At 59.8% G+C, this 11,882-nt stretch carries 10 protein-coding genes and 1 pseudogene; 4 read left to right on the top strand and 7 right to left on the bottom strand.

The window, feature by feature from the left end; all coding sequences use genetic code 11:
• Nucleotides 1-508: 508 nt before the first annotated feature.
• Nucleotides 509-1,495 carry a LacI family DNA-binding transcriptional regulator gene (locus G3A56_RS23660; protein ID WP_035243119.1) on the top strand — a complete coding sequence of 329 codons (987 nt, stop codon included), beginning with the start codon at nt 509-511 and terminating at the stop codon, nt 1,493-1,495.
• Here the strand turns inward: G3A56_RS23660 and G3A56_RS23655 are convergent.
• The 4 genes from G3A56_RS23655 to G3A56_RS23640 form a co-directional block, all read right to left on the bottom strand.
• Nucleotides 1,492-3,144 (bottom strand): Na/Pi cotransporter family protein, encoded by a 1,653-nt coding sequence (locus G3A56_RS23655; protein WP_082184966.1) that lies wholly within the window; start codon nt 3,142-3,144, stop codon nt 1,492-1,494. The genes G3A56_RS23660 and G3A56_RS23655 overlap by 4 nt on opposite strands.
• A gap of 102 nt (nt 3,145-3,246) precedes the next feature.
• Nucleotides 3,247-4,929: a metallophosphoesterase family protein gene (locus G3A56_RS23650; protein ID WP_082184967.1), complete on the bottom strand. Its 1,683-nt coding sequence runs from the start codon at nt 4,927-4,929 to the stop codon at nt 3,247-3,249.
• Complete coding sequence (locus tag G3A56_RS23645; RefSeq protein ID WP_082184968.1) at nt 4,923-5,531, bottom strand: dual specificity protein phosphatase family protein; 609 nt, start codon at nt 5,529-5,531, stop codon at nt 4,923-4,925. Before G3A56_RS23645 ends, G3A56_RS23650 begins: the two co-directional genes overlap by 7 nt.
• Before the next feature lie 53 nt (nt 5,532-5,584).
• Nucleotides 5,585-6,424: an inositol monophosphatase family protein gene (locus tag G3A56_RS23640; protein WP_082184969.1), complete on the bottom strand. Its 840-nt coding sequence runs from the start codon at nt 6,422-6,424 to the stop codon at nt 5,585-5,587.
• A 216-nt stretch (nt 6,425-6,640) separates the two neighbouring features.
• On the opposite strand from G3A56_RS23640, the gene G3A56_RS23635 reads away from it, so the two are divergent.
• The 3 genes and pseudogenes from G3A56_RS23635 to G3A56_RS29685 all read left to right on the top strand — a co-directional run bounded on the left by G3A56_RS23635 (nt 6,641) and on the right by G3A56_RS29685 (nt 8,637).
• Nucleotides 6,641-6,937, top strand: a complete 297-nt coding sequence (locus tag G3A56_RS23635; RefSeq protein WP_003498884.1) for a PRC-barrel domain-containing protein — start codon at nt 6,641-6,643, stop codon at nt 6,935-6,937.
• A gap of 286 nt (nt 6,938-7,223) precedes the next feature.
• A pseudogene (locus tag G3A56_RS29690) lies at nt 7,224-7,753 on the top strand (MFS transporter).
• Entirely contained in the window at nt 7,666-8,637 is a 972-nt protein-coding gene (locus G3A56_RS29685; protein WP_425503378.1) for an MFS transporter, read from the top strand. The pseudogene G3A56_RS29690 and the gene G3A56_RS29685 overlap by 88 nt, the downstream one beginning before the upstream one ends.
• 66 nt (nt 8,638-8,703) lie before the next feature.
• On the opposite strand, the gene G3A56_RS23625 is transcribed toward G3A56_RS29685, so the two are convergent.
• Genes G3A56_RS23625 through G3A56_RS23615 form a run of 3 tightly spaced genes read right to left on the bottom strand, consistent with a single transcriptional unit; the run spans nt 8,704 to nt 11,854 of the window.
• Nucleotides 8,704-9,429, bottom strand: coding sequence for an SDR family oxidoreductase (locus G3A56_RS23625; RefSeq protein ID WP_003498880.1), 726 nt, complete (start codon nt 9,427-9,429; stop codon nt 8,704-8,706).
• Between the two features lie 57 nt (nt 9,430-9,486).
• Nucleotides 9,487-11,097, bottom strand: a complete 1,611-nt coding sequence (locus G3A56_RS23620; protein WP_082184970.1) for an FGGY-family carbohydrate kinase — start codon at nt 11,095-11,097, stop codon at nt 9,487-9,489.
• Between the two features lie 25 nt (nt 11,098-11,122).
• Nucleotides 11,123-11,854 (bottom strand): SDR family oxidoreductase, encoded by a 732-nt coding sequence (locus G3A56_RS23615; RefSeq protein ID WP_082184971.1) that lies wholly within the window; start codon nt 11,852-11,854, stop codon nt 11,123-11,125.
• Between the last annotated feature and the right edge of the window lie 28 nt (nt 11,855-11,882).

Genomic DNA, 11,882 nt, shown 5'->3' with positions numbered 1-11,882 from the left:
CATATGGCCGCAACATTGCTCCGACACGCGGGCAAGCATCTGCCTGCGCGCAACCTGCGATACAGGCGGCGCGTGCGTCGAACATGAGCAATGTGTCAATGCTTCAGCAGCGGGCGTCCGGCCCGCAAGCAACGATGATCCAGCTCCTCCCGGAAACATCGCCGGCAAGCAAAACGTAGAATAAAAATTCCATATAATGCTTGACCTTGGAATGCATGATCCATCCTAAACGATATTTTGTCAACGAAAAAATGCACACGCGATCATTGATTTATATCTTTGTTTTTAAACGGTTTTGTTTATCAAGTTTTGCATATTTTTATATCGGCTGGCGCACAATCGTCTTTTCCCACGGAATGGAAATGGAAAGGACGATATATTTGCAGGAGAAAGCGAGCATCGCCCCTGCCTGAGCAGGAGCGCTTCGCATCTGAAATATTTCGATTGGAATGGTCGATGCCCTATAGCCTGTGTTATCAGACATACGGTTTGGCAACGGGGGAGTTGAATGGCGAGAGGGTTCGTGACGGCCGAAGAGGTTGCGAAAAAGGCTGGTGTCTCGCGCTCCGCCGTGTCGCGCACATTCACCCCCGGCGGCAGCGTATCGAAGGCCGTCCGGCGCAAGGTGCTGAAAGCCGCGCATGAACTTGGCTACCGCGTCAACCGTCTGGCCCAGGGCCTCAACAATGACCGCTCCAATCTCATCGGGGTAGTCGGCGCCAATCTCAGCTCGCCGTTTATTTCAAAACAGCTCGATCTTCTCAGCATCGGCCTTCTGCGTCGCGGTTTGCAATGCCTGCTGCTGAACGCGGCCGATGCACGCAAGGATATCGCGCCGCTGATCGAGCTGCTTTTCGAGTTTCGCGCCCAGGCCATCGTCGTTCTCTCCGGTGAGCCGCCCGCTTCTATCGTCGACGAATGCATCGCCAATGGCGTGCGTCTCATCCTCATCAACCAGCGCCTCGACCGCACCGATACCAACATGGTGCTGAGCGATGATTCCCACGGCGCCGATCTCGCCGCCATGCGGCTTGTGGCGGCAAAATGCAGGAAGGTCGCGGTCGTTTCCAGCGGCAGCCAGACACCGGCACAGTTGCGCCGCGCGGCCGCCTTTACCCAGCGCATGACAATTGAGGGCATCGAAGTCGTTCCATGGTCGGGCGGGCCGACAAGTTATGACAGCGGTTATCAGGCCGGTTGCGAATTGCTGAAGGACAAGACAATAGACGGCGCCTTCTGCGTGACCGATCTGCTTGCTCTCGGTTTCATGGATGCAGCCCGGCTGGAAATGGGCCGCCGGGTGCCGGAAGACGTGTCGATCGTCGGTTTCGACGACATTCCGCAGGCGGGCTGGAAAAGCTATCAGCTGACGACCGTTGCCCAATCCTTCGACGCGCTGACAGAGAAGGTCCTGACCGCGCTTGACAGCGACGAGCCCGAGACCCGGCTTCAGGTCGTGCCCGTTGAGATGGTCGAGCGGATCACCGCGCGCTAACCCGCCTGCTTGATCCGGCTTTCGATCAGGAGACCGCTTTCATCGAGAATAGGATGGGCGACGGCGGCGATATGGGCGTTGATGCGTTTCAGATCGCGCAGCATGTCGAGATGCACGGAGCTTGTCTGGATGCTGTCGGCCCGGCCATCGCGCAGGCGCTGGAGATGGCGCTCCGATGACTGTTTTTCCAGCCGGCGCACATCTTCCTTCACCTCCACCAGCCGGCGGGCAAGGTCGGCATTGCGGGTGGCGAAAACCGATTGCGCCATGCGGATATTGTCGAGCGTGATGGAGAAAAGGCGCTCCAGCTCGCTTTTGCCGTCATCGGAAAATCTCAGACCAAGATTGATCTTCTTGACGATTTCCGGGCGTATACCCTTCTCGATGATATCGCCGATATGTTCGAGATTGATGGCATATTCGACGATATCCATCGCGCGTCGCTGGTCCTTTTGACACAATCCATCCTGGCCATCCTGGCCCACCTTCGAGACATAGACCTTGATGGCATGCTGGATACTATCGACCCGGCCTTCCAGCGTGCTGATATCATTGAGTTTCGAAAGATCGCTGTCGTGCATGGCGTCACTTGCCTGACGTAGCATGCGCTCGATCAGATCGCCGACCAGCATGACCTCGCGGCTTGCGCCGGCAAGAGCCGCAACCGGCTGCCCCAGATCATGACTGTCGAGATAGCTGCGGCTAGTTTCGGTTCCCTCTTTTTCCGGCAGCAGTGCGGTCGTCACCCGCAGCAGCAGCGGCGATAGCGGCCATGCGATCACGGCAACCGCCAGATTAAAGAGAAGATGCGCGTCGACCGCTAGATTGGCGTGCGAGAAAGGCGACATGTCGAGCAGTGCCGCGCCGTATCCGGCAAGCGGCAGGGCTGCGACACAGCCGGTAGTCCGGACGATGAGGTTGCCAAGCGCCACCCGGCGCGCCGCGACCGGCGCCTTCAGCGTCGCCAGCACCGGCGGAACCGCACCGCCGAGATTGGCACCGAGCACCAGCACGATGACGAGGCTTGTTTCGATGCCGCCGCTTGCGGCAAGCGACAGGATGAGGACGACGATGGCAAGGCTCGATGATGCCAGCACGGCCAGCACCGCGGAAAAGATCAACGCGACCGGCCAGGCATTGCCGAGCATGGAAATGAAGAGGTTAAGCGCCGGCGACTGCCTGATGGGATCCGTCGCCGCAGAAAGAAGATGCAGGGAAAGCAACATCAGGCCGACACCGGCAAGGGCAGCGCCCGCACCCTGCCGTTGCACCGACTTTCCACGCAACAGGACGACCCCGGCAAGGATCAGCATCGGCGACAGCCAGCCAAGACCGAGTGCGACAATCCACGCGGTCGTCGCAGTACCCACATTTGCGCCGAGCAGCACGATTTGCGCCATCGCCGGTGCGATCAAGTCTTTTTCAACGAAGGAGGCAACCATCAGCGCCGTGGCTGTCGAACTCTGCAGGGCGATCGTCGCCACGAGGCCGGCGATGAAGGAGCGAAACCCACCCCGTGTACCGGCGGCAAGCCCGATGCGAAGCTTGGCGCCGAAGGCACGCGACATTCCGTCCTTGATCTGCCCAAGGCCGAAAAGCAGCAGCGCCACTGCACCGAACAGATTGATGCTGACAACGACCGATTCCACTAGATCACCTCACCTCGCCTGTCCTGCCTGCCGCCGCTCTTCCCCGAGGAGCCATCGATCTGCCCCGTTCACATCGTCGATTGCGGCGAAAAAACCTTCGGATCACACCGCAATGGATTGACGTTGTGGTGTGAGACGGAGTTCCAGATGCCGCGAACCGCCTTCGGCACGCTCTAGAAACAGCCCGAGGGCACCGAAGAAGATTTCGATAAAACTCTTGACCGAACCGTCGTGGTGATCGGGCTCACGGCCAAAACGATCCGCCAGCATCCGGTAAAGGGAAAGCCGTTGAGGCGCGATATGCGCAAGCGCCAGCCCCGCGCCCTGACGCAGGCAATACCATTCGGCAATAAGTTCGAACATCGGCAGATCGAAGCACAGCTCGGCATCAAGCGAGGCAAGGCTCGTTTCTCCCAGCAGGCCGATAACCTCGGATACGGTTTTATCCGCAATCGCCGCCACGATCCCGGCTGGCCACTCCTTGGTGAAATAACGGTGCCTGATCAGCGCGCGTTTGTGGCCAAGCAGGAAATCACCGTAATTGCCCGCCGCAAACGCCCGGTCCTCGTCCTCACCGGCCAGTGCGGTTTCCTGCGCATACCCCCGGCAAATGCGGCTGTTTATCGGCAGGGAGGCCATTTCCACCGTCTCGACGGACATCTCGTGCTGCGCGGGATGCACAATCTTGAAGGCGGGCGGAAAGGCGACCAGAGACGGCACGGCGATATTGGTGAGCGAGGTTTCGCCCTCCCCGCGCCGGGTCGCACCTTCCACATGCAGGTGCCCGCTGAAATGAACTTTAAGCCCGGCCTCGATCAGCGCATCCTCAACCGCTTTGCGTGGTGTGCGGCGCACGACATTGGTTTCGCCGAACAGCGCGCTCTCGGCACCGCTTGCGCCATCGAAGGGATCGAGCGCCGGATAGTGGGAAAAGCCGAGCAAAGTCTTGCCAAGCGCCTGCGCCCGCTCCCGCACATCGGCAATCCAGCCGATGATGAAGGGTTTGCAGCGCAAAAGCGCGTTCCAGCCACCGGAAGTACTATCGGTAAAGGCAGCTTCCTCCCCCGTCTCGAAAGTGCCGTCGAGCGGTTCGAAAATATTGGCGTCGATCATGAGCAGCCAGAGACCCGGCTCCGGCTCAACCAGATAGGATGCATCCATCAACCGGTAGACATTGCGTCCATCGGGCGAGCGCACCTCGTAGAGACGGTCTTCCGCCGCATCGGAAAGCCCGAACGGTGTTTCCCAATGCAGATAGTCCGGCTGGCGGAAATATCCGAAAGCCGCCATCGGGCCAAGGCCAACGGGGTAGCCTTCGCAATACATCCGGTCGCTGATCACGACCCGATCACCGGCCCGCCGCGCATCGCTTGAAACGGAAAGGCATTTGCCGTTCTCCGTCAGAAATTCCTTGGTATGATGCCGGCCACGCGGGCCGAAAATATCGTGGTTGCCGGGCAAAGCATAAAAGGCGGTGCCATGGGCATCGCGATGGTGCTCCAGAATGCCCTTCAATGTCTCGGATGTCGCCCGCTGGCCATCGTCGGTATAATCACCAAGCAGCACCACATGGCGGATGCCCCGCTGCTGCACTTCTTCGAGTGCAGCATGCAGCGCATCGGCGCTTTCGTTGAAAACACGGGTGGATTCGCGCGTATCCGACCAGCTGCGCATGGTGATGCGCTCACCACCGATCTCTATGCCGGGGAAACCGAAATCAGCCGCCGTGTCATGAAAATGGGCATCGGCAATGACGGCGACGGAGGGAAGCGTGCGTTTCAGCATGATTGAACAGTCTTTCTGCCATCGACCATATCAATCCAGTCGGAAGCACGGCGGGCTGCGGCATAGAGCATCGGTTTCGGCGTCTCGAACCATTCATCCGGGCGCAATTCCCGCTTCGTGCGGATCACGGCCAGTGCATCGTCAAGTGTGGGATAGAGATGCGGCTGCTGCTTGTGCAGGAAGAGCGCGACCAATGACACGGACCGGCTGCGGCCGCTGCGGCAATTGACGAGCACATTGCCACCATCGGGGAAGGGATAGGTTTCCCGCTTCGGCATGGTCTGGCGAAGCGCACCGTCGAGGATGTAGTAGGCCCCCAGCATCATGGTGTCGGGGCTGCCTTCGCCATCGATGAGACCGAGCTTGTAATAGCGGATATCGCCATAACCCACGGCACGCCTGTCGCCCTCTTCCGCCGTCGCCTGCACGAGATTGATATCCAGATTGACGGCGCAATTAACGACGGTGGTAATGCCGTGCCGGCCGAGGAGCCCGAGATCGCTCGCACCATCGCTGCCGCCGATATAAAGCGTAGCGTTATGCGGGCCGAGCCCTTCCGCAATCAGGCTGATCGCAGGCCGGGCATAAACGGGTCCATCCATGTCATTCCTCCACATACATCAAGCACCCTTCACGGACGGGTGCCCGTCTAAATTCAGGCCGATAGGGCCCGCTGCCGATCCGAAGGCTGCCGCTCTGCCAAGGGTATCTTCGATGCCTGGCTGACGCCGTTCGCAACGCCACTGGCTGCGGCCAGCACCGGCCCGCCACCTTCAAGACTACCGATCTCCAGGAAAGGGCAGACGTCGCCGCCAGCTTCGCTGACGAGTAGCAGTCCCGCAAGACAATCCCATGAATTCATGTGCAATTCGAGATATGCATCGGAGCGACCATCGGCCACATAGGCAAGAGCCAGCGCACCGGAACCGGCACGACGGACATTGGCGCCCATATCCAGTAGGTTCTTGACGACATCGAGATAGGTGGCATTCGCGATACGGGTCGACCAGCCCATTTCGATCGAGGCCGCATCGAAACGCTGCGTTTCAGCAACCCGGATGGGCTGTCCGTTGCGCGTTGCCCCCTCTCCGCGCCGGGCGAAATAGAGCTCATCGAGAGCCGGATTGTAGATCGCGCCGAATTCGGTTTGCCCGTTTTCGACATAAGCGATGGAGATGCAGAAATGCGGAATGCCGCGGGCGAAATTCGCGGTGCCGTCCACGGGATCAACGACCCAGACGCGATCACCGATCACACCGCCGCCCTCTTCACCGAAAAAACTGTCCTCGGGAAAGCAGGCCGAGATCGCACCGCGAATATGCGCTTCGGATGCCGCATCCGTCACCGTCAGAAAGTCCTGCGGACCCTTCATCGAGAAGCTGCGTGTCGCCTCGCCCTCAAAGCCTTTCAGCACCAGCTCCCCGGCGGAAAGAATAACGCTACGGCACAGTTCGGCACGGGCTGCCAACGTATCCGGATAGGGCATCGAGTCCATGCGAAATAACCATCTCTATAAAGGTTGAACACGCGTTCATATTGCACACGTGTTCAGTCTTTTCAAGCGTGATTTTTAGGCGGGCCGCCTGTAGGGTTTCATAGCAGCCAGCCGTGCGTCCCGACAATCGGTTTGCCACAACATCCACCATGCGCGATGGAACGGTTTTGCCTTGCGGGAGTTCATCTCTGGCAACCCCAAGCAGGAGGAAGAAAAGTGGATCACACCAATCACGTACGCCTCGTTAAAACGGAACTGACCCCGTCCGTTCTGGAAGGTGCCACAGTTTATGGCGCAGATGACCACAAGGTCGGCAAGGTCGATCATGTCCATGGCGTTGGCGCTGGCAGCACCGCAATCATCGACGTTGGCGGCTTTCTCGGCATCGGCGCAAAGCCCGTCGCAGTCCCGCTCAGCGACTTGGATTTCATGCGCGACGAGGATGGCGATGTCCACGCGGTCACCTCATGGACCAAGGACCAGCTCAAGGAGATGCCTGAGCACCGCCATTAATCTTTAAAAAACGCCCGGCTGCCAGCCGGGCGTTTTTCTTTGTCTTACCGGGCTACCCCGTTGTCACCCCCAATCTAGCCGAAGGCCCGATTGTTCTGCCGAGAGATGGAACGCTTCAGCGTATCGAGCATTTTCATGGCGCTTAAAAAATCGCGCGCAATGTAGTTCAAGGGGACAGTGATTGAACAACCAGATACAGGCCACTCCGCTGAGCATCGACGACGTCACCGTCATCGATGACGAGAAGGTCAAAAAGGCGGTCACGGCAGCCGCTCTCGGCAATGCGATGGAGTGGTTCGATTTTGGCGTCTACGGCTTCGTCGCCTACGCCGTCGGCAAGGTCTTTTTCCCGGATGCTGCCCCCGCCGTTCAAACCGTGGCGGCGCTCGCAACTTTCTCCGTGCCCTTCCTTATCCGCCCATTGGGGGCGTATTTTTTGGCGCCATGGGTGACAAATTCGGGCGTCAAAAAGTCCTCTCCCTGACGATCATCATCATGGCCGCGAGCACTTTCTGCATCGGCCTCATCCCCGGTTATGCCACCATCGGCATATGGGCACCCATTCTGTTGCTGTTATGCAAGCTCGCCCAGGGGTTTTCCGTCGGCGGCGAATATACCGGTGCCGCCATTTTCGTAGCGGAATACGCGCCTGACCGGAAACGCGGCTACCTTGGAAGCTGGCTCGACTTCGGCTCCATCGCCGGCTTCGTGCTTGGCGCGGGCTCGTCGTGCTCCTCAGCACCGCAATGGGCGAAGCCAAGTTCCTCGACTGGGGCTGGCGCATTCCGTTCTTTCTGGCAGCACCCCTCGGGTTGATCGGGCTTTATCTCCGCCACGCGGCGGAAGAGACGCCCGCCTTCACCGAACGCCTGCATCGCGCCGAAGAAGAAGACCGGCAGTCGCTGAGAGAGCGACCCATGGTTCCCATCGCCGAGATTGTCAGCCAACATTCCCGGTCGCTGGCAATATGTATCGGCATGGTCCTCGTGACCAACGTGACCTATTATATGCTGCTCACCTACATGCCTACATATCTGTCAAAAACGCTGAATTACAGCGAGGACCATGGCGTCCTCATCATCATCGCGGTGATGGTCGGCATGCTGTTCGTCCAGCCCGCCATCGGGCTTTTGAGCGACCGCATCGGGCGCAGGCCGTTTCTGGCGGTTGGCAGCACCGCGATCCTGTTTCTCTCGCTGCCGGCATTTCATCTGATCGCCAGCGGACAGGTTGTTCAGATTTTCTTCGGACTGCTCATCCTCGCGGTCGCACTCAATTGCCTGATCGGGATCATGGCATCCACCCTGCCGGCTCTTTTCCCGGCCCGCATCCGCTACAGCGCTCTGGCTATCGCGTTCAATATCTCGATCATCGTGGCCGGGCTGACGCCGACACTCACCGCATGGCTGGTGGAGGTCACGGAAAATATCTATATGCCGGCCTATTATCTCATGGTGGCGGCCGTCTTCGGCATCGCAACGACGTTTTTCCTCAAGGAAACCGCCAACCGGCCGCTTTATGGTGACACACCGAATGCGTCGAGCCGAAAGGAAGCCAAATCGCTTCTGGCAGAGCAATATCTGCACATCGAGAAAAGCGTCGAGGAGATAGACGACGAGCTGCTCAAGCTTGAGGAACAAAAGGAAATTCTTCAGGCAAAACGCAATCAGCTGGTTGGTAAGCACCCGGATCTGACCTGAGCGGGATATCCAGTCCTGAGACAGGATGCGCGGCAATACATTTGCACCCCGCGCATCCCCTAAACGTCAGACGGCGAGGAACCCGCCATCGATGGGCAACACCGCGCCGGAAATCATGCTGCTATCATCTGACAGAAGCAGTGCGATGCTCTGTGCCACGTCTTCAGCCTCGGCAAAGCGCTGCAGCGGATGGCGAACCATCATCGGTGCGCTCTTGGCCGGATCGTTCCATGCTTCGGCAGCCAGTTCAGTCAGCGTGATGGTGGGTGCGACAGCGTTGACGCGGATGCCATGCGGCCCAAGTTCCTTGGCGAGAACGCGGGTCGCGCCTTCAAGCCCGGCCTTCGACGCGGCGTAGCAGAGATGATCCTGAAAACCGCGATGACCGGCAATCGAGGTGATGTTGACGATTGCGCCGCCGCCACCCTTTGCAACGCGGGCGCGGGCGAATTCCTGGCAGGTGACGAGTGCCGCGCGCAGGTTGATGCCGAGCACGGCCTCATACCCTTCGTCGCTCATATCAAGCACGCTTTCGAGTACGTTGATGCCCGCGCTGTTGATGAGAAAATCGCACGGACCCGCCTCGACCATCGCGGCCCGCGTCGCCGCCACATCGGCGAGATCGACACGGATCGAGCGGCCGCCGATTTCGCTTTTCAGGCTGTCGAGATCGGACTGCGTCCGGCTGATCGCCACGACGTCAGCGCCACGCGCAGCCATGAGGATGGCGCAGGCGCGGCCGATGCCCTTGCCTGCGCCGGTGATGATGACGGATTTTCCGGAAAACTGCATGGAATCCTCGTTATTTTGCGGCCAATACGGCCGGATGATCTAAGCTTGTGACGCGGTTCAGGAATGGCTGGCGGAGCGAATGGCACGCGCCGCATCCTGCAAGGCCAGAAATGCGTCGTAACGCGACTGGTGAACCTTTTGAAAAGAAGGGTCAGGCACCGCACAGCTGGCGATCCGCGACATGGCGGGCATCGCCGCCATCAGGTCCGGATAGGTTCCCGCAGCAACCGCGCCAAGCATCGCAGATCCGAGAAGCACCGGTTCTTCGCATTCGGTCAGTTCGACGGGAAGCCCCGTTGCGTCCGCCAGCAATTGCCGGGCAAGCGGATGAGCGCCTGCCCCGCCGCTGACGCTGACTGTTTCCACCGGCGCGCCGTTGCGGGCCTGCGTCTCGATGATCTGGCGAAGTCCGTAACCAAGGCCGAGAAGGCCCGCCACATAAAGCGCGACGAGGGAATCCACACCGGTCTCCATGCCATAACCGGCAATGACCGCGCGGGCATGGGGATCGGCGAAGGGGGCACGGTTACCGAGAAACTCCGGCACCACATGAAAATCCTCGGCGATCCCGACTGCGGCGGAAGCGGATGCGGCAAGGGCAAGAGCGCGGTCGGCAAGCCATACCGGCAAAGCTTTGCCTTCCTTTCCGGCAAGCGCCTTTGCCTCGGCAAAGGCCGGGTGCAATTGCACCAGATAATCGATGGCGGCACCGGCGGCGGACTGGCCGCCTTCATTGAGCCATGCGCCGGGAACCATGGCGGAATAATAGGGGCCCCAGACACCCGGCACGAAGGCGGGTTCGGCGGTGGTCGTCATGGTGCAGGAAGAGGTGCCGAAGACATAACCGAGGCATCGCGATGCATCACCGCCCGCAGCCACCGTGCCAACGCCACCGGCATGCGCATCGATCAGGCCTGCGGCAACGGCGGTCCCCGCAACCAGCCCCATGGCTTCTGCGGCTTCTTCCGTCAAGCCGTTGCCCAGCGCCGTGCCCGGATGGACGACGCTTTCACCGATACGGCGGAAACCCTGCTCCGCCAGATCGCCAAGCCCGATGCGGGTAAAATATTCCGCGTCCCACCGCTCCTCATGGGCGAGATAAGTCCATTTGCAGGTGACGGTGCAAGCGGAGCGATCGAGCGCGCCTGAGGCTTTCCAGGTGAGGAAGTCCGTCAGGTCGAAGAAGTGCTCGGCGCGAGTATAGATGTCCGGCCTGTTTTCGCGGAGCCACAGCAGCTTGGGCGTCTGCATTTCCGGGGAAATCCGGCCACCGACATATTTCAGAACGGCATGTTCGCCGGCATTGATCCGCTCCGCCTGTTCGACGGCGCGGTGATCCATCCAGACGATGATATCGCGTTCGGGATGATCCGGCGCGCCGACCGGAAGGGTCTCACCATCAGGCCCGCGCACGACGAGTGAGCAGGTGGCATCGAAACCGATGCCAACCACGGATGAAGCATCTATGGCAGCCTGCGAAACGCTTTCCCGCACGCTGTCGCAAACGGCCTTCCAAACCTCACCGCTCGATTGTTCGGCGATGCCGCCGTCCTCACGGTGCATCGTGATCGGGCGCTTGGCGGTGGCCAGAAGCCTGCCCGCCACATCAAAGACACCGGCACGGGCAGAGCCGGTACCGACATCAACGCCAATCAGGTAGGAAGCCATTTGCGATACTCCTTGCGGCAGGCGGTTACACGCGATCGAAGTTGGTGGGCAGCACCAGCATGTCACGGATGGTGACGGTGCGCTTGCGGGTCAACATATAGACCACCGCATCGGCCACTTCACTCGCATCGATAAGGCTGCCCGATTCCTTGGCCTTGCGGAGGTTTTCTTCCGGCCAGTCTGCCAGAAGTGCGGAAACGACGGGGCCGGGAGAGACCTGCGCGACGCGAACGCCGTGGGGGATCATCTGGCGGCGCATGCCCTGTACGAAGCTGGTGATTGCCCATTTCGAACCCGAATAGACCGGCTCCCAATAGGTCGGGAAATGTCCGGCGATCGAGCAGGTCACGACGATGTCGCCGGTCTTGCGCTCCGACATATGCGGGACGACGGCCTGCACGTTCTTCATGACCGCATTGACGTTGAGGTTCAGCATCTTGTCGATGGCTTCCGGCGTCGTTTCGGTGAGGTCACCACCAATATAGGTGCCGGCATTGCAATAGAGGATGTCGATATGATCGACCTTCTCCAGAATTTCCGGGATCATGGCATTGCAGCTGTCGGCATCGAGAAGGTTCGTCACCTGCGGGATGGCACGTTCGCCGAGCTTGCCGGCGAGTTCATTCAAGGCTTTCTCGTTCCAGTCGACCATGACCACGGTCGCGCCCTGTTCCAACAGGGCTTCAGTGGTGGCCAGCCCGATACCGGATGCGGCGCCGGTTATGACTGCGATCTTGCCTTGCAGCGATTCAGACATTTAATTCTCCTGCGTTTTTAAAGATGTT

Source organism: Rhizobium oryzihabitans (assembly GCF_010669145.1).
GTDB classification, from domain to species: Bacteria; Pseudomonadota; Alphaproteobacteria; order Rhizobiales; family Rhizobiaceae; genus Agrobacterium; species Agrobacterium oryzihabitans.
This window is presented reverse-complemented; position numbering and strand designations above follow the sequence as displayed.